The sequence below is a fragment of the Streptomyces sp. NBC_00727 genome (genome assembly GCF_045161745.1).
In the GTDB taxonomy this organism is placed as follows: domain Bacteria; phylum Actinomycetota; class Actinomycetes; order Streptomycetales; family Streptomycetaceae; genus Streptomyces.
Genome location: NZ_CP108981.1, coordinates 4,293,510 through 4,309,745, shown reverse-complemented (window position 1 = coordinate 4,309,745; position 16,236 = coordinate 4,293,510). Strand labels below are relative to the sequence as shown.

Sequence of the window (16,236 nt, the reverse complement as noted above, 5' to 3'; positions counted from 1 at the left end):
CGACCAACCGGGGATGCCCCATATGAGAGGGCATCCCCGGTCGGATGTTCAGGTCACCGAAGTGTCCGAGTTGTCTCAGACGAGCTCGGTGACGGTACCGCCGGCGGCGGTGATCTTCTCCTTGGCGGAGCCGGAGACGGCGTCAACCGAAACCTGCAGCGCCACGGAGATCTCGCCCTGTCCGAGGACCTTGACGAGGTGGTTGTTGCGCACGGCACCCTTGGCGACCAGGTCGGCCACCGTGACCTCTCCACCCTCGGGGTAGAGCGTCGCGAGCTTGTCCAGGTTCACGACCTGGTACTCCGTGCGGAACGGGTTCTTGAAGCCCTTGAGCTTCGGGAGACGCATGTGGAGGGGCATCTGCCCGCCCTCGAAGCGCTCCGGAACCTGGTAGCGGGCCTTGGTGCCCTTGGTGCCACGACCAGCGGTCTTACCCTTGGACGCCTCACCACGACCCACACGGGTCTTGGCGGTCTTGGCGCCCGGGGCAGGCCGGAGGTCATGCGCCTTCAGCGGCTTGTTCTCCGCCATGTCAGTCGACCTCCTCAACCGTCACGAGGTGGCGGACGGTGTGCACCATGCCGCGGAACTCGGGGCGGTCCTCCTTGACAACCGAGTCGTTCAGGCGCTTGAGCCCGAGCGAACGCAGGGTGTCGCGGTGGTTCTGCTTGCTGCCGATGTACGACTTCGTCTGCGTGATCTTGAGGCGAGCCATTACGCACCCGCTCCCGCACGCGCACGAAGCAGGGCCGCGGGGGCGACGTCCTCGAGGGGCAGACCGCGGCGGGCCGCGATCTCCTCGGGACGCTGCAGGCCCTGGAGGGCCGCCACGGTCGCGTGCACGATGTTGATCGGGTTCGAGGACCCGAGCGACTTCGACAGGATGTCGTGGACGCCGGCGCACTCGAGAACGGCGCGCACCGGGCCACCGGCGATAACACCGGTACCGGGGGACGCCGGCTTGAGCAGGACGACGCCCGCAGCCTTCTCACCCTGGATCGGGTGAGGGATGGTGCCCTGGATACGCGGGACCTTGAAGAAGCTCTTCTTGGCCTCTTCCACGCCCTTGGCGATGGCCGCGGGAACTTCCTTGGCCTTGCCGTAACCGACACCGACGGTGCCGTCACCATCGCCCACCACGACCAGCGCGGTGAAGCTGAAGCGACGACCACCCTTCACGACCTTGGCGACTCGGTTGATCGCGACGACGCGCTCGACGTACGCGGTCTTCTCGGCGGCGGCATTGCCGCCGTCACGGCCCTTCCGGTCCCGCCGCTCGCCGCCACCGGCACCGCTTCCGCGGCGCTGGGGTCCAGCCATTGGATTTACCTCTCTCTGTTACGTCCGCTGTGCGTAGGAACCGGGGCTAGAACTTCAGCCCGGCTTCACGGGCGGCGTCAGCCAGAGCGGCAATCCGCCCGGCGTACTGGTTACCACCGCGGTCAAACACGACGGCCTCGACGCCTGCGGCCTTGGCACGCTCGGCGACCAGGGCGCCGACCTGCTTGGCCTGGTTGCTCTTGTCACCCTCGCCACCACGGATGGAGACGTCCAGGGTCGACGCCGACGCGAGCGTGTGGCCCGCGATGTCGTCGATGATCTGGGCGACCATGTGGCGGTTGGAGCGGGTCACGACCAGGCGCGGACGCTCCGGCGAACCGGAGATGTGCTTGCGGACGCGGATGTGGCGCCGCTTGCGAGCCGCGCGCTTGTACGCGTCGCCCTTGGCGATCTTCACGCCGTATGCCATGGCTACTTACCAGCCTTTCCGACCTTGCGGCGGATGACCTCGCCGGCGTACTTGACGCCCTTGGCCTTGTACGGGTCAGGCTTCCGCAGCTTGCGGATCTTGGCCGCGGTCTCGCCGACCTTCTGCTTGTCGATGCCCTCGACGGTGAACTTCGTGGGGGTCTCCACCTTGAAGGTGATGCCCTCCGGGGCCTCGATCAGGATCGGGTGGCTGTAGCCCAGGGCGAACTCCAGGTTGGAGCCCTTCGCCTGGACGCGGTAACCGACACCACTGATCTCGAGCGCCTTGATGTACCCCTGGGTCACACCGGTGATCATGTTCGCCACCAGCGTGCGGGACAGGCCGTGAAGGGCCTTGTTCTGACGCTCGTCGTTCGGGCGGACGACGTTCAGGACGCCGTCCTCACCCTTGGTGACCTCGATCGGCGACGCAACGGTGTGCGTGAGGGTGCCCTTGGGGCCCTTCACGTTGACCGTACGGCCATCGATGGTGACGTCCACACCGGCGGGAACCTGGATGGGGAGCTTGCCGATTCGCGACATGAGCTATTCCTCCGTTCCCGACTACCAGACGTAGGCGAGGACTTCCCCACCTACGCCCTTCTTGCTGGCCTGCTGGCCGGTCAGGAGACCGTGGGACGTGGAGATGATCGCCACGCCCAGGCCGCCGAGGACCTTCGGCAGGTTGGTGGACTTTGCGTAGACACGCAGACCCGGCTTCGAGATTCGCTTGATGCCGGCGATCGAGCGCTCGCGGTTCGGGCCGAACTTCAGCTCGAGGACGAGGTTCTTGCCGACCTCGGCGTCCTCGACCTTCCAGCCGGTGATGAAGCCCTCCTGCTGGAGGATCTCCGCGATGTGCGACTTGATCTTGCTGTGCGGCATCGCGACGTCGTCGTGATACGCCGAGTTCGCGTTGCGCAGACGCGTGAGCATGTCTGCGATGGGATCAGTCATGGTCATGAGTTGGCCTTCGGCCTCTCTCGCCGGGGTTTCCTGTATGCGCCATCCCTCTCCCCGCTCAGAGGCGGGACGGGTGCGGTGCGGGGACCTACGGCGTAGTAAGTCGGTCATGGGCGGCAGGCGCCCAACCCTGCAAGCCTACGGCATGCGGGGCCGGACTCCTGCCGACCAGATGCTTACCGAGAGTCTCCGGTAATTCCCAACGCCCAAAGGGCGAAGGAGAATTACCAGGAGCTCTTGGTCACGCCCGGCAGCTCGCCACGGTGAGCCATCTCACGAAGGCACACGCGGCACAGGCCGAACTTGCGGTAGACGGAGTGGGGCCGGCCGCAGCGCTGGCACCGGGTGTAACCCCGGACGCCGAACTTCGGCTTGCGGGCGGCCTTAGCGATCAGAGCCTTCTTCGCCACGGTCAGTTCTCCTTGAACGGGAAGCCGAGGTGACGAAGGAGGGCACGACCCTCGTCGTCATTGGTCGCCGTGGTGACCACGGTGATGTCCATGCCCCGGACCCGGTCGATCTTGTCCTGGTCGATCTCGTGGAACATGACCTGCTCCGTGAGACCGAAGGTGTAGTTGCCACGGCCGTCGAACTGCTTGGGCGACAGGCCGCGGAAGTCACGGATACGCGGCAGCGCGAGCGACAGCGTACGGTCCAGGAACTCCCACATGCGGTCACCGCGGAGGGTGACGTGGCAGCCGATCGGCTGCCCCTCGCGCAGCTTGAACTGCGCGATCGACTTGCGGGCCTTGGTGACGGCCGGCTTCTGACCGGTGATCGTGGTGAGGTCCTTGACGGCACCGTCGATCAGCTTGGAGTCGCGGGCGGCGTCGCCCACACCCATGTTGACCACGATCTTGACCAGACCGGGGATCTGCATGACGTTCTCGTAGGAGAACTCCTCACGCAGCTTGCCGGCGATTTCCTCGCGGTAGCGCGTCTTGAGACGCGGCGCGGTGGTGGTAGTCATCAGATGTCCTCACCGGTGCGCTTGGCAACACGGATCTTGTTGCCCTCGTCGTCAAAGCGGTAGCCGACGCGAGTAACGACCTTGTTGCCGTCCTTCTCAACAACCAGCTGCACGTTGCTGACGTGGACCGGGGCCTCGGTCGTCACAATGCCACCGGTCTGCGAACCGCGAGCGGTCTGGCCGGCCTTGGTGTGCTTCTTGACCCGGTTGACACCCTCGACGAGGACGCGGTCCTGAGCGGGGTAGGCCACGATGACCTTGCCCTGCTTGCCCTTGTCCTTACCGGTGATGACCTGAACCAGGTCGCCCTTCTTGATCTTCATGCTTACAGCACCTCCGGCGCGAGCGAGATGATCTTCATGAACTTCTTCTCGCGCAGCTCACGGCCCACCGGGCCGAAGATACGGGTGCCGCGGGGGTCGCCGTCGTTCTTCAGAATGACGGCGGCGTTCTCGTCGAAGCGGATGTACGAGCCATCCTGGCGACGACGCTCCTTGACGGTGCGAACGATGACCGCCTTGACGACGTCACCCTTCTTCACGTTGCCACCGGGGATCGCGTCCTTGACGGTGGCGACGATGACGTCACCGATGCCCGCGTAGCGGCGACCCGAGCCACCGAGAACACGGATGGTGAGAATTTCCTTCGCACCCGTGTTGTCGGCGACACGCAGTCGCGACTCCTGCTGGATCACGTCTATCTCCTGATCGTCTGCCGGTTCCCGGCAGGGGCTCCGTTGCGGGAGCCCCTGCCGAGCCTGGCGGAACTGACCTGAGGGGAAGTCCCCTCAGGAATTACTTGGCCTTCTCGAGGATCTCGACGACGCGCCACCGCTTCGTGGCGGACAGCGGCCGGGTCTCCATCAGGAGGACGCGGTCGCCGACGCCGGCGGCGTTCTGCTCGTCGTGGGCCTTGAGCTTGTTCGTACGGCGGATGACCTTGCCGTACAGCGCGTGCTTCACGCGGTCCTCGACGGCGACGACGACGGTCTTGTCCATCTTGTCGCCGACGACGAGACCCTCGCGGGTCTTGCGGAAGCCGCGCTCGGCGGTCTTGCTCTCAGTCACAGTGTTCTCGCTCATCAGACGCTCTCCACCGTCTCGATACCGAGCTCGCGCTCGCGCATCAGGGTGTAGATCCGGGCGATGTCCTTACGGACGGACTTGAGCCGACCGTGGTTCTCGAGCTGGCCCGTCGCCGCCTGGAAGCGGAGATTGAACAGCTCTTCCTTGGCCTCGCGGAGCTTGTTGAGAAGCTCCTCGTTGCCCAGCTCGCGCAGCTCGGACGCCTTGGTACCGGCCGACATCACGCTTCACCTGCCTCGCGCTTGACGATCCGGCACTTCATCGGCAGCTTGTGGGCCGCACGAGTCAGCGCCTCACGGGCGATCTTCTCGTTGGGGTACGACAGCTCGAACATGACGCGTCCGGGCTTGACGTTGGCGATCCACCACTCCGGCGAACCCTTACCGGAACCCATGCGGGTCTCGGCAGGCTTCTTGGTGAGGGGACGGTCCGGGTAGATGTTGATCCAGACCTTGCCGCCACGCTTGATGTGACGGGTCATCGCGATACGAGCGGACTCGATCTGACGGTTCGTCACGTACGCCGGGGTCAGCGCCTGGATGCCGTACTCGCCGAACGCAACCTGCGTGCCACCCTTGGACATGCCGCTGCGCTTCGGGTGGTGCTGCTTGCGGTGCTTGACCCTACGGGGGATCAGCATTTCGGTCAGGCCTCCGTTCCGGTGCTCTCAGCAGCCGGAGCAGCGGCGGGCGCCTCGGCCTTGGGGGCCTCGGCGGCCGGAGCCGACTGCTGCGGCTTGCGGCCGCGGCCGCCACGCTCGCCACCGCGGCCACCGCGGCCGGCCGGGCGGTCAGCGCCGCCACGGGCCGGGCGGTTGCCCGCACGGGCAGCAGCGTTCTCGGCGCGGACCTCGGCGATGTTCTTGACGTCGCCCTTGTAGATCCAGACCTTCACGCCGATGCGGCCGAAGGTCGTCTTGGCCTCGAAGAAGCCGTAGTCGACGTTCGCGCGGAGGGTGTGCAGGGGCACACGGCCCTCGCGGTAGAACTCCGAGCGGGACATCTCGGCGCCGCCGAGGCGACCGCCGCACTGGACCTTGATGCCCTTGGCGCCGGCCTTCATCGTGCTCTGCATGCTCTTGCGCATGGCACGACGGAAGGAGACGCGGGAGGAGAGCTGCTCGGCGACGGCCTGGGCCACCAGCTGAGCATCCACCTCGGGGTTCTTGACCTCGAGGATGTTCAGCTGGACCTGCTTGCCGGTCAGCTTCTCCAGCTCGCCGCGGATGCGGTCGGCCTCGGCGCCGCGGCGGCCGATGACGATGCCCGGGCGAGCGGTGTGGATGTCGACGCGGACGCGGTCGCGGGTGCGCTCGATCTCAACCTTCGAGATGCCGGCGCGCTCCATGCCCTTCGTCATCATGCGACGAATGGCGACGTCTTCCTTGACGTAGTCCTTGTACAGCTTGTCGGCGTACCAGCGGGACTTGAAGTCCGTGGTGATGCCGAGCCGGAACCCGTGCGGGTTTACCTTCTGGCCCATTACCGGGTTCCTTCCTTGCTGCTGACGACCACGGTGATGTGGCTGGTCCGCTTACGGATCCGGTAGGCACGGCCCTGGGCACGCGGACGGAACCGCTTCAGGGTCGGACCCTCGTCCACGTACGCCTCGCTGATGACCAGCGAAGAGGCGTCGGTGTGGTCGTAGTTGTGTGCGGCGTTGGCAATGGCGCTGTCCAGCACCTTGCCGACCGGCACGCTCGCGGCCTGCGGGGCGAAACGCAGGACCGCCTGAGCCTCCGTGGCATCCATGCCACGGATGAGGTCCACCACGCGGCGGGCCTTCATGGGCGTGACGCGGATGTACCGCGCCTGGGCCCTGGCTTCCATGGTTGTCCCTTCGGTGTAAGTCATAGTCAGTCACCCCGCCTTAGCGGCGCTTCGACTTCCGGTCGTCCTTGACGTGGCCGCGGAAGGTGCGAGTCGGCGAGAACTCGCCGAGCTTGTGGCCGACCATCGACTCGGTGACGAACACCGGGACGTGGATCTTGCCGTTGTGCACCGCGATGGTGTGACCCAGCATGGCCGGGACGATCATCGAGCGACGGGACCAGGTCTTGATGACGTTCTTGGTGCCTGCGTCGTTCTGTACGTCCACCTTCTTGGCGAGGTGGCCGTCGACGAAGGGCCCCTTCTTGAGACTGCGCGGCATCTAAACCCGCTCCTAGCGCTTCTTGTTCGTCTTGCGGCGGCGGACGATGTACTTGTTCGACGCCTTCTTGGGCGAACGAGTACGACCTTCCTTCTTACCCCACGGCGAGACCGGGTGACGACCACCGGAGGTCTTGCCCTCACCACCACCGTGCGGGTGGTCGACCGGGTTCATCACGACACCACGGACGGTCGGGCGGACGCCCTTCCACCGCATGCGGCCGGCCTTGCCCCAGTTGATGTTCGACTGCTCGGCGTTGCCGACCTCGCCGATGGTGGCGCGGCAGCGGGCGTCGACCAGGCGGATCTCACCCGACGGCATACGAAGGTGGGCCATGGTGCCCTCCTTCGCCAGCAGCTGCACGGAGGCACCCGCGGAGCGGGCGAACTTCGCGCCGCCGCCGGGCCGCAGCTCGATGGCGTGGATGGTCGTACCGACCGGGATGTTGCGCAGCGCCAGGTTGTTGCCGGGCTTGATGTCGGCGGCCGGGCCGTTCTCGACACGGTCGCCCTGCGTCAGGCCACGCGGCGCGATGATGTAGCGCTTCTCGCCGTCCGCGTAGTGCAGGAGCGCGATGCGCGCGGTGCGGTTGGGGTCGTACTCGATGTGCGCGACCTTGGCCGGCACGCCGTCCTTGTCGTGACGACGGAAGTCGATCACGCGGTAGGCGCGCTTGTGGCCACCACCCTGGTGGCGAACGGTCACACGACCGGTGTTGTTACGGCCGCCCTTGCTGTGCAGCGGGCGGACCAGCGACTTCTCCGGCGTGGACCGCGTGATCTCGACAAAGTCGGCGACGCTGGAGCCACGACGGCCCGGGGTCGTCGGCTTGTACTTGCGGATACCCATTTCTCAGTCCTCGTCCGATTCCGGACGACTCGGCCTCACTAGGAGGTCGGGCCGCCGAAGATGTCGATACGGTCGCCCTCAGCGAGGGTCACGATGGCGCGCTTGGTGTCAGCGCGCTTGCCGAAACCGCTCTTGGTGCGCTTGCGCTTGCCCTGGCGGTTGATCGTGTTGACCCCGGTGACCTTGACCGAGAAGACCGCTTCCACGGCCTGCTTGATCTGGGTCTTGTTGGAGCCCGGCGCGACGATGAACGTGTACTTGTTCTCGTCGAGCAGCGCGTAGCTCTTCTCCGAGACAACCGGCTTGACGAGAACGTCGCGCGGGTCGTCGTAGGTCTTGCTGGTAACGGTCGCCTCGCTCATCAGGCGTCGCTCCCTTCGGTCTCAGCGGTCTGGGGGCCAGACACGAAGGACTCGAAGGCGGCCTGGGTGAAGACCACGTCGTCAGAGACGATCACGTCGTACGTGTTCAGCTGGCCCGGCTCCAGGATGTGCACCTGGGGCAGGTTGCGTGCGGAGAGCCACGCGGCCTCGTCGGCGCGGTCGACGACCAGGAGCAGGTTCTTGCGCTCCGAGATCTTGCCGAACAGCGTCTTGGCGGCCTTGGTGGAGATCCCACCCTCGACCACGCCGGTGACGACGTGGATGCGGGAGTGACGCGCCCGGTCGGAGAGGGCACCGCGGAGGGCGGCGGCCTTCATCTTCTTCGGGGTGCGCTGCGAGTAGTCACGCGGCTGCGGGCCGTGGACGACGCCACCGCCGACGAACTGCGGCGCGCGGGTCGAGCCCTGGCGCGCGCGGCCGGTGCCCTTCTGGCGGTACGGCTTGCGCCCACCACCGCGGACCTCGCCACGGGTCTTGGTCTTGTGCGTGCCCTGACGGGCAGCTGCCAGCTGTGCGACGACGACCTGGTGGATCAGCGGAACGCTGGTCTTCGCGTCGAAGATCTCCGAGGGGAGCTCGACGGTACCGGCCTTGTCGCCTGCCGGCGAAAGGATGTCAATGGTGCTCATTACCTCAAGCCCCCTTGGCCGCGGTACGGACCAGGACGAGGCCGCCGTTCGGACCGGGGACCGCGCCCTTGATGAGCAGCAGACCCTTCTCCGCGTCAACCGCGTGGATGGTCAGGTTCTGGGTGGTGACGCGCTCGTTACCCATGCGACCGGCCATGCGCATGCCCTTGAAGACACGCCCAGGGGTGGCGCAGCCACCGATCGAACCGGGGGAGCGGTGCTTGCGCTGGACGCCGTGACCGGCACCGAGGCCCTTGAAGTTGTGACGCTTCATGACACCGGCGAAGCCCTTGCCCTTGCTCTTGCCCGTGACGTCGACCTTGACGCCGGACTCGAACACCTCGGCGGTGATCTCCTGGCCGAGCGTGTACTCGCTGGCGTCAGGGGTACGGAGCTCCACCAGGTGGCGGCGCGGGGTCACGTCGGCCTTGGCGAAGTGGCCCTTGAGGGGCTTGTTCACCTTGCGCGGGTCGATCTCGCCGAAGGCGATCTGGACCGACTCGTAGCCGTCGCTGTCGTTGGTGCGGACCTGGGTGACGACGCAGGGCCCGGCCTTGACGACGGTGACCGGGACAACCCGGTTGTTCTCGTCCCAGACCTGGGTCATGCCGAGCTTCTCGCCCAGGACGCCCTTAATGTTCTTAGCCATCTCGCGCGTCACCTCAGAGCTTGATCTCGATGTCGACGCCCGCCGGCAGGTCGAGACGCATCAGCGAGTCAACCGTCTTCGGCGTGGGGTCGAGGATGTCGATGAGGCGCTTGTGCGTGCGCATCTCGAAGTGCTCGCGCGAGTCCTTGTACTTGTGCGGCGACTTGATGACGCAGTACACGTTCTTCTCAGTGGGCAGCGGCACCGGGCCCGCGACCGACGCACCAGTGCGGGTCACCGTCTCGACGATCTTCTTCGCCGAGGAGTCGATGACCTCGTGGTCGTAGGCCTTGAGCCGGATGCGGATCTTCTGTCCCGCCATGGCTACTAGTAGTCCTGTCTCTCGTTTAACGCTCTGGAACCCGGGGTTCGGTAACTCCGCCTCCGACCCACGCGGTCGGGCGTGTCGCATCCCCTCTACGTAGAAATCCCGAAGGATTTCCCAACCAAGGGGGTGCGGGCCGAATACCACGCTGCCGGGGGTGAAACCCCACCGGGCGCCTGGCCGGTGCCCCACTTACGCTTCCCGAAAGATTCCCGTACGTCCGGCCCGCATGGGGCCGACGAGTACTGTGGGACTCGCTTCCGGTCCTCCCGGCGGGAGGCGCGCAGCATTGACACTCAACCGAGCAACCTGGCTAGTGTGCCATACGGGTCATGAGCCTGGCCAATCGGGCCGGGAATCTTACCCCGGCCGAGTGGATGCTCAAACGCGGGCACGTTTCGGGGTGCCTGCCTCGGACCCCTCAGGTACGGGTGACGGTCCAGCAGCTGCGGTTCTTGTCCTCGTACAGCGACCGGTGCCGGTCGTACGGGTCCCTGGCGGGACCGCTGGGGGCAGCGCCGGTCGGCATACGGTCCGCGAAGGCCGGGTGATAGTACCCGTCATGGACGTCGCACGCGCTGTTGCCGGCCTCGCTGGTGTACTGGTACAGGCCGAGCTTGCCGCGGGTCGCCTGCCACCTGGCCGGGTCCATCAGGGAGGTCGTCAGGTCCCGGCGGACGACCGTGCGGGTCACACCACCGTCCCCGTCCGCCCGGACCAGCGGGTAGACGAACGTGTAGTCCGCGTGCACCCGCACCTGGCCCCGCTCCCCCGCGGCGAACGTCATACGCCCCCGCACCTTCACCACGTCACCGGCCGGAGCCACGTCCGCCGGGTCGAAGCGGGTCACCAGCTCCACCGGGTCGTGCTTCTCGTCCGGGTTGCGCAGGGCGCGCCGCAGGTCGGGCAGCGTGCCCGGCTCCTTCGGGTCGAGCAGGGCCATCGCGGCGGTGGGCTGCCCGCCGCGCAGGACGGCCGGGTCCAGGTTGGTGCCGACCAGGAACTCCTTCGTCAGGCGCAGCGCGAGCGCCACGTCCGCCTTGCTCATCCCGCCCACCGCCTTCGCCTCCGGCAGCTCGATGGCATCGGCCCCGGAGGCCCACCGCTCGGCCGGCGAGCCGCGGAACGGGTGCGCGCGGTCGGGCAGACCCGCCTGGCCCACGGGGGCGACGGACGGCCGCACCGTCTCGGCGGGCAGCGGCGAGGCATCGGCCGCGGCGGCCGCGGCGTGGTGCCCGGGGAGCCGGTCCAGCAGCAGCGACGGCCGTATGACGACCAGGGTCACCCCCGCGACCAGCGCCAGCACGAGCACCGAGCGCACGGTCCGCAACCGGCCGCGCCGCCCGTTCATCTCCTGCCAGGCGGGCCCGGTGCGCCAGCCAGGCGGGAGCGCCGGCTCCGGCGTCCGCTTCCGCCGCTGCCACCACCGCCTGCGGCCGGCCGCCGCCTCGTCCTGCTCACGCAGCCTGCGCGTCACCATCCGCGCCCGCGCCGACGGCTCCTCCGGCGCCTTCCCGCCGCCGCGCTCGGCGGCCTCCCGCTGGAACGCCTCCCACTGTTCGTCGGAGATGGAGGACGGCTCCCGGCCCTCGCCGGGCCTTTCGTCGGGGTGCTCGGGGGGCGGGACGGTGCTCACGGGTTCGCTCTTTCACGGTGAGTACGGGACGGCACGGGGCCGCACAAGATCACCGGACATTGTCGTCACCGCTCCCGCTGTGTCCGTATCCGCATCGAACTCGTGATCCAACCGGTGCACGGCCGAGTCCGGGAGCCGTTCACTCCGCGCACGGTCATTGTCGGAGGGGCGGGCTACTCTCCGGCCATGGATCTGCCGTACAACACAAGGCCCTCCACGGAGGAAATTGTCGCCGCTGTGCCCGGACTCGCACCGTACGCACGGCCGGCGGTGGTACTGGCCCCCGAACCGGGGGAGCCGACGGTTCACCAGAGTTCTGTGGGCGGACCGTTGCTCTGGCCTGCCGATGAGCCCTGGCCGCACTGCGACATCCCGGACGAGAAGTCCGGTTCCGGGGCGCCGGCGACGGCCATGGTGGCGGTGGTGCAGGTGTATCGGCGGGACGCACCGGGTGACTGGTGGCCCGAGGGCAAGGATGTGTTTCAGCTTCTGTGGTGTCCCAACGTGCACTGGGATCCGCCCGCTCCGCATGCCGATGTCAGCCCGGTCGCCGAGATCCGCTGGCGTAGCAGCGCCGACGTCACGTGCGTACTCGGGTCGCCCCCGCTGCCAGTACGGCAGGAGGAACCGGATTACGGGTACACCCCGGTACGGTGCGCGCTCACTGCGGTGCCTCTCGTCGACTTCCCCTACCCACAGGCCCTGCCGGACGGGGAACTCGTCAAGTCTGTCGAGGAGTACGTTGAGGCGACTGGGGGTGGAAGCGATGTCATCACCCGGGTGGCCGGGGTCAAGTTCGGCGGATGGCCCACCTGGCACCTCACAGACCCTTACGAAGTCCCGTGCCATACCTGCGGCGCCCCGTGCCGTCTGCTCTTCACCGTGGCCAGTGACGACACCACTGGGATCACGGTGGGCAGGTGGGGCGACTTCCGGGTCTTCACCTGCCCAGGCAATAACGGGCACGGCTACGTCTTCGACCAGCACTGAGCCTTTTCAGCGTTGACGCTCCAAGGTGAGGATGGGCGCGGCCGGGCAGCGTGGGCGAGATCCACAGCAGTTTGCCCGTCGGATCGGCGACAACTGCACCCGTGGCGGCGAGTGGGCAAGCGACCGCAGCAGCAGGCGAGCCGCGGCGGTTGCGCCACCCGGCCATCTCCTGCCGCGCGGGCCCGGGACAGCCACCGTCACTCGGCCGGAAAGAAGACTGCGTACGGCCGAAGGCATCGGCCACCGCCCCCCCCTGCCAGGAACCGTCGTCGGGCCAGAACTCCAGCGGAGGAGTGTGTCGCGGCTCGGGCAGGGCCTCGACCTCGACCGTCCCCCGGATGGCGGAGTGCAGGAACTCCGCGAATCCGCCGTCGAAGTACTGCGGCTCCCAGTACCTGGTGCGTGCCGCCACTTTCCAGCGGTCCGGGTCGCGCCCCTCGGTCACCCAGAAGACAGCACAGCGTCGACAACGAAACGCCGGGGCGCTTCGAGGCCGACGTCACGAGCCAGGTCTTCGATACTCACTACTGACATCCCTGGCCCGATCCACCGCCGCCGAAGCGGCCGTAAGCCTCCAGGCGCGTGCCCGCGCCGCCCTCCAGCCACGCTCCGGTGCCCGGTTGGAACGGAACCGGGACGTCACCCTCGGCCTCGGGGATGAACGGCATCTCCACGGTGTCCTGGACGAAGGTGTGCAGGAACGCGGTGAAGCCCCCGTCGAAGAAGGCGAGGTCCGATCCGCGGCCCGGGCGGCCCGCGATGGTCCAGCGATCGGGGGCTTCCTCGGACGTGACCCAATACAGGCTGTCACTGCCCGTGGTGAAACCCCAGGGCAGCCATCCGCCCGGTTCCGGGAACAACGGCACACGAGGCGCCGCACCGGTGAGCTGAGCACGTACTCGGGCACCCTCGTGCGCCGCAGCAAGGCGCGCGGCCAATTCCGTGTTGCTGTTCTCGACGCCAGGCACGCAGACGATCAGATAGTCGTCGAAGCCGCCGGGGCCGAACCAGTACACATACTCCTTGTAGTCCGCCGGAAGTGGCGTCCCCACGGCCGCTTCGGCGCGGTCCCAGTCCACCTGGTAGCGACGGGGAGCGGTCAGCTCGGCGGCACGGGCCAATGACTCGATACTCACGGTCTGCTTCCACATGTCCAGTCAAATCAGTCGAAATCCGAGCAGCAAAAATCACACGGTGGATCGAGTATCAGCGCACAGGTTCATAGAACGGCCCATCCGGAGCGAAATTGCGCGAACAGACCGTCACGTCTTGGCCTTCCAGATAGGCAAGCATCCACTCATCGAACGACATCAGGTATTCGTAATACTCACCCTCGTCGCTCTCGTAAACGCCGACCGACCAGCGCTCGCCGTCTCTCTCGGGAACCCTGAAGAAGACGGTCTCACCCGATGCGGCCGAGGCCCATGGCAACAACTCGCCCGGAGCGGCACCCACTGGGTAGGGGACTTCTCCGTCCGGCGCACCTTGCCACGCTCCCACGGTCGTTCTGATGTCGTATCCGAGATTTCCTCGCTCGGTTCCGGGATGACCGACACCGAGTTGATTGTTGATTTTTATCGGTCCGTAGGAGTCTGAGAAGCGACGGAAGTCCTCCGGGAACCTGACACCGATTTCCTCTTCCAACTGACGCCAGCAAGAGTCGTCACTCCAGTTGAAGCGCGGGGGCCCAAGCAGTTGCAGAATCTCATCAAACGCCGCCATGGCTCCTCGCACTCAACTCGATGTCAGCAAGTTGTTCCATATCTGGATACCTGGTCTCACACGCCTCAGCGCTTACGGTTGGGGTTCCACTCATAGGCGCCGGGGGCCGTCTCCATGTTCAGGCCACGGTCTCCGCCGATTCTGGCGGTCCGGCCCGGTACCAGGCCGGACAGCTGCTGCCCCCAGAAGCCCAGGTCGTCGCGGAAGAGGTGGAGATCGAGCCAGGCGTCCACGAAGCTCGTGGATACGGGCACATCCGCACGCAGGATGTCGTGGCCGGTCGGCTCTCCCAGCCGGAGGCAACAGCCCTCAGCCATGCCGCGGACGCCACTGTTGCTCCGGTCACTCTGCAAGGAAGTGCGCAATTCTCGATTTCTGAAATTCAATTGCTTCGCTACACTGAGGACTGCTCAGCTCGGCACCCAACCCCACCCCAAACTGCTCTTCGAATCTTTCGCGCACTGCCTCGTAGCAAAAACCAAGAACCCCGTACAGCACTTCACCCGAGAGCCCCTCAGGCACGTCCGCACACCCGAGAATGGCAGACATGAAGTGAGTCGCACCAGGCTCATCCGCCTGGTCATCAACGTCATTCCACGAGTCAAGAGTTTCATCGGAGAGCGCCAACTCTTCAGCTCCCGAGCGAACACACTCATGAGCAGCACGCATGCTCACACCGATGTAATCCCTCACCACTCCAGGCTGCATTGGGCCCATCTTTTCCAGAGCCCAATCCATCACGGAGACAGCGATGACCAACCTTTCAGCGGGGGGGATACTCTGCAACCGCCCCTGGTATGAACGCATCTCTTGAGTCCACAGATACATATTCAACCTTTTGACTTCACGGGCCGGTTCCAACGCCCCAGCGGCCAACTACTCGAACGTTCTTGTACTTCTGACTGCCGAGCATGCCAGCACAGTCTTGGCGCTTTGGCCCACATGGTACGCGCGACACCGTTCCAGAACTCGCCGCGCAGCTTTCCGTCGGTGCCGACGTAGATGGCGGGGGTGTTCTTGCCTGGGGTGGCCTCTTCGAGGGTGTGGTCCTGGTAGCTGAGCAGGACGCCGCTGCCGGTGGTGCGGAACCACAGTTCGGCGGTGAGGTACGGGGTGTCGGAGATCAGCTGGTCCGGCAGCTGCACGTAGGACGTGGTGCCGTTGGACGGTGAATCCCCGGGAAAGCCCGGGGAAGCCCGTCCGGCGCCTCCGTACCGGACACCAGACCCGCCAGGTACTGCGTCAGAGTTCCCGGGTATTCGCACCAGTCGTCGCTGTGCCCACTGCCGAGAGTCGTCCAGGCGTCCGGACGCCCCCGACCGTGCGCCAGTAAAACGTGTCGCCGTCACACGAGTCGCCCCAGGGGCCCTGAAATGAGGGCCCGTTGTGCGTCGATCACTTGAACGCAATTTTCGTTGGTCCGTTCCGCCTCAGGTGTGACCCTCCCGATGCGTTCGCTGTTGAGTACCGCCTCATAGGATGCGGACAGAACCTCGAGAGTGCAGTCCGCCGAGAATTTCTCCTCTTCCAGACCACCCACATACGTGGAGATAGCCATGACGAGGGAGGCAAGCCCAAGAGCGCTGTCATGGTCCACGAGGGAGTGCAATTCATCGAAGAAGCCTTCCGTGCCGATCGGCTCGGGAGGCGCCTGCCTGATTTCCGCATCGCACCGGTTCAATGCGGTTCTGACGCATGCAACCGTGGCGGTGCCGAACATCTCCTCGAAGGGTGGGCGAAACGCATCAACAGCCATGGCCATACTGCTGAGCGCAACCCTCTTCCGATGGAGGGCACTCATCCCGGACAGAGCCGTTTCCCACCCCTCCGACTCTTCATCCCACAGCAGCACGGTCAGGTCCCTTCAGCGATCCCAGGGAGCGATTCTCGGCTGATCAAAAAGCTGCGCACCGGCAGCCGGCCCAGCAGCACCGGCCGTACGACGACTCGCCCTCGTCGCTCTCGTACACGCCGACCGACCAGCGCTCGCCGTCTCCCTCGGGAATCCTGAAGAAGAGTCGGCCCTCCAGTCTTCCCGGGGCCGGGTCCCCAGACCAGTCCAGAGACGGTCCTGGTCGGTGACCTGGACCGGCAGTTCACCGTCCTCGTGTACGTGAATGTCAAGGTTCAGGCCA

At 66.3% G+C, this 16,236-nt stretch carries 29 protein-coding genes; 1 reads left to right on the top strand and 28 read right to left on the bottom strand.

Annotated elements, in window-relative coordinates:
• Nucleotides 1–75: 75 nt before the first annotated feature.
• The 22 genes from rplO to OG242_RS19470 form a co-directional block, all read right to left on the bottom strand.
• The gene (gene rplO, locus OG242_RS19575; RefSeq protein ID WP_018519290.1) at nt 76–531 is read right to left on the bottom strand and encodes a 50S ribosomal protein L15; all 456 of its coding nucleotides are present in this window, start codon (nt 529–531) and stop codon (nt 76–78) included.
• A gap of 1 nt (nt 532) precedes the next feature.
• On the bottom strand, nt 533–715 hold the full coding sequence (gene rpmD, locus OG242_RS19570; RefSeq protein ID WP_003966943.1) for a 50S ribosomal protein L30: 183 nt from the start codon (nt 713–715) through the stop codon (nt 533–535).
• On the bottom strand, nt 715–1,320 hold the full coding sequence (rpsE, locus tag OG242_RS19565; RefSeq protein ID WP_405899391.1) for a 30S ribosomal protein S5: 606 nt from the start codon (nt 1,318–1,320) through the stop codon (nt 715–717). The genes rpmD and rpsE overlap by 1 nt, the downstream gene beginning before the upstream one ends.
• Nucleotides 1,321–1,366: 46 nt before the next feature.
• A complete protein-coding gene (gene rplR / locus OG242_RS19560) occupies nt 1,367–1,750 on the bottom strand; it encodes a 50S ribosomal protein L18 (protein ID WP_405899390.1) in 384 nt (127 codons plus the stop codon).
• A gap of 2 nt (nt 1,751–1,752) precedes the next feature.
• Nucleotides 1,753–2,292: a 50S ribosomal protein L6 gene (rplF, locus tag OG242_RS19555; protein ID WP_018101218.1), complete on the bottom strand. Its 540-nt coding sequence runs from the start codon at nt 2,290–2,292 to the stop codon at nt 1,753–1,755.
• Between the two features lie 21 nt (nt 2,293–2,313).
• Nucleotides 2,314–2,712, bottom strand: coding sequence for a 30S ribosomal protein S8 (gene rpsH / locus OG242_RS19550; RefSeq protein ID WP_028439249.1), 399 nt, complete (start codon nt 2,710–2,712; stop codon nt 2,314–2,316).
• A gap of 224 nt (nt 2,713–2,936) precedes the next feature.
• On the bottom strand, nt 2,937–3,122 hold the full coding sequence (locus tag OG242_RS19545; RefSeq protein WP_003948630.1) for a type Z 30S ribosomal protein S14: 186 nt from the start codon (nt 3,120–3,122) through the stop codon (nt 2,937–2,939).
• A 2-nt stretch (nt 3,123–3,124) separates the two neighbouring features.
• Entirely contained in the window at nt 3,125–3,682 is a 558-nt protein-coding gene (gene rplE / locus OG242_RS19540; protein WP_018101220.1) for a 50S ribosomal protein L5, read from the bottom strand.
• Complete coding sequence (rplX, locus tag OG242_RS19535; protein WP_018550616.1) at nt 3,682–4,005, bottom strand: 50S ribosomal protein L24; 324 nt, start codon at nt 4,003–4,005, stop codon at nt 3,682–3,684. Before rplX ends, rplE begins: the two co-directional genes overlap by 1 nt.
• 2 nt (nt 4,006–4,007) lie before the next feature.
• On the bottom strand, nt 4,008–4,376 hold the full coding sequence (gene rplN / locus OG242_RS19530) for a 50S ribosomal protein L14 (RefSeq protein ID WP_003966950.1): 369 nt from the start codon (nt 4,374–4,376) through the stop codon (nt 4,008–4,010).
• A 100-nt stretch (nt 4,377–4,476) separates the two neighbouring features.
• Nucleotides 4,477–4,764, bottom strand: a complete 288-nt coding sequence (gene rpsQ, locus OG242_RS19525) for a 30S ribosomal protein S17 (protein ID WP_405899389.1) — start codon at nt 4,762–4,764, stop codon at nt 4,477–4,479.
• The gene (gene rpmC, locus OG242_RS19520) at nt 4,764–4,988 is read right to left on the bottom strand and encodes a 50S ribosomal protein L29 (protein ID WP_014047786.1); all 225 of its coding nucleotides are present in this window, start codon (nt 4,986–4,988) and stop codon (nt 4,764–4,766) included. Before rpmC ends, rpsQ begins: the two co-directional genes overlap by 1 nt.
• The gene (gene rplP / locus OG242_RS19515) at nt 4,988–5,407 is read right to left on the bottom strand and encodes a 50S ribosomal protein L16 (protein ID WP_018101222.1); all 420 of its coding nucleotides are present in this window, start codon (nt 5,405–5,407) and stop codon (nt 4,988–4,990) included. Before rplP ends, rpmC begins: the two co-directional genes overlap by 1 nt.
• A 5-nt stretch (nt 5,408–5,412) precedes the next feature.
• Nucleotides 5,413–6,249 carry a 30S ribosomal protein S3 gene (rpsC, locus tag OG242_RS19510; protein WP_018519293.1) on the bottom strand — a complete coding sequence of 279 codons (837 nt, stop codon included), beginning with the start codon at nt 6,247–6,249 and terminating at the stop codon, nt 5,413–5,415.
• A complete protein-coding gene (rplV, locus tag OG242_RS19505) occupies nt 6,249–6,596 on the bottom strand; it encodes a 50S ribosomal protein L22 (RefSeq protein WP_004571827.1) in 348 nt (115 codons plus the stop codon). Before rplV ends, rpsC begins: the two co-directional genes overlap by 1 nt.
• A 40-nt stretch (nt 6,597–6,636) precedes the next feature.
• The gene (gene rpsS / locus OG242_RS19500) at nt 6,637–6,918 is read right to left on the bottom strand and encodes a 30S ribosomal protein S19 (protein ID WP_405899388.1); all 282 of its coding nucleotides are present in this window, start codon (nt 6,916–6,918) and stop codon (nt 6,637–6,639) included.
• Between the two features lie 12 nt (nt 6,919–6,930).
• On the bottom strand, nt 6,931–7,767 hold the full coding sequence (gene rplB / locus OG242_RS19495) for a 50S ribosomal protein L2 (RefSeq protein WP_405899387.1): 837 nt from the start codon (nt 7,765–7,767) through the stop codon (nt 6,931–6,933).
• Between the two features lie 38 nt (nt 7,768–7,805).
• Nucleotides 7,806–8,129 carry a 50S ribosomal protein L23 gene (rplW, locus tag OG242_RS19490; protein WP_018101226.1) on the bottom strand — a complete coding sequence of 108 codons (324 nt, stop codon included), beginning with the start codon at nt 8,127–8,129 and terminating at the stop codon, nt 7,806–7,808.
• A complete protein-coding gene (rplD, locus tag OG242_RS19485) occupies nt 8,129–8,779 on the bottom strand; it encodes a 50S ribosomal protein L4 (protein WP_405899386.1) in 651 nt (216 codons plus the stop codon). Before rplD ends, rplW begins: the two co-directional genes overlap by 1 nt.
• A 4-nt stretch (nt 8,780–8,783) precedes the next feature.
• Complete coding sequence (gene rplC, locus OG242_RS19480) at nt 8,784–9,428, bottom strand: 50S ribosomal protein L3 (RefSeq protein WP_405899385.1); 645 nt, start codon at nt 9,426–9,428, stop codon at nt 8,784–8,786.
• Between the two features lie 13 nt (nt 9,429–9,441).
• Complete coding sequence (gene rpsJ / locus OG242_RS19475; RefSeq protein ID WP_003948644.1) at nt 9,442–9,750, bottom strand: 30S ribosomal protein S10; 309 nt, start codon at nt 9,748–9,750, stop codon at nt 9,442–9,444.
• Nucleotides 9,751–10,174: 424 nt separating this feature from the next.
• Nucleotides 10,175–11,389 (bottom strand): hypothetical protein, encoded by a 1,215-nt coding sequence (locus tag OG242_RS19470; RefSeq protein ID WP_405899384.1) that lies wholly within the window; start codon nt 11,387–11,389, stop codon nt 10,175–10,177.
• A 186-nt stretch (nt 11,390–11,575) separates the two neighbouring features.
• Here OG242_RS19470 and OG242_RS19465 point away from each other — a divergent pair, with 186 nt between their 5' ends.
• Nucleotides 11,576–12,379, top strand: coding sequence for a hypothetical protein (locus OG242_RS19465; RefSeq protein WP_405899383.1), 804 nt, complete (start codon nt 11,576–11,578; stop codon nt 12,377–12,379).
• 524 nt (nt 12,380–12,903) lie between these two features.
• Here the strand turns inward: OG242_RS19465 and OG242_RS19460 are convergent.
• The 6 genes from OG242_RS19460 to OG242_RS19435 all read right to left on the bottom strand — a co-directional run bounded on the left by OG242_RS19460 (nt 12,904) and on the right by OG242_RS19435 (nt 15,953).
• Nucleotides 12,904–13,530: a hypothetical protein gene (locus OG242_RS19460; RefSeq protein ID WP_405899382.1), complete on the bottom strand. Its 627-nt coding sequence runs from the start codon at nt 13,528–13,530 to the stop codon at nt 12,904–12,906.
• 55 nt (nt 13,531–13,585) lie between these two features.
• On the bottom strand, nt 13,586–14,101 hold the full coding sequence (locus OG242_RS19455; RefSeq protein ID WP_405899381.1) for an SMI1/KNR4 family protein: 516 nt from the start codon (nt 14,099–14,101) through the stop codon (nt 13,586–13,588).
• A gap of 65 nt (nt 14,102–14,166) precedes the next feature.
• A complete protein-coding gene (locus OG242_RS19450; RefSeq protein WP_405899380.1) occupies nt 14,167–14,418 on the bottom strand; it encodes a DUF5959 family protein in 252 nt (83 codons plus the stop codon).
• Nucleotides 14,419–14,443: 25 nt separating this feature from the next.
• Nucleotides 14,444–14,794: a hypothetical protein gene (locus tag OG242_RS19445; protein ID WP_405899379.1), complete on the bottom strand. Its 351-nt coding sequence runs from the start codon at nt 14,792–14,794 to the stop codon at nt 14,444–14,446.
• Nucleotides 14,795–14,931: 137 nt separating this feature from the next.
• Entirely contained in the window at nt 14,932–15,246 is a 315-nt protein-coding gene (locus tag OG242_RS19440; RefSeq protein WP_405899378.1) for a hypothetical protein, read from the bottom strand.
• 200 nt (nt 15,247–15,446) lie between these two features.
• Nucleotides 15,447–15,953 carry a hypothetical protein gene (locus OG242_RS19435; protein ID WP_405899377.1) on the bottom strand — a complete coding sequence of 169 codons (507 nt, stop codon included), beginning with the start codon at nt 15,951–15,953 and terminating at the stop codon, nt 15,447–15,449.
• Nucleotides 15,954–16,236: the final 283 nt, after the last annotated feature.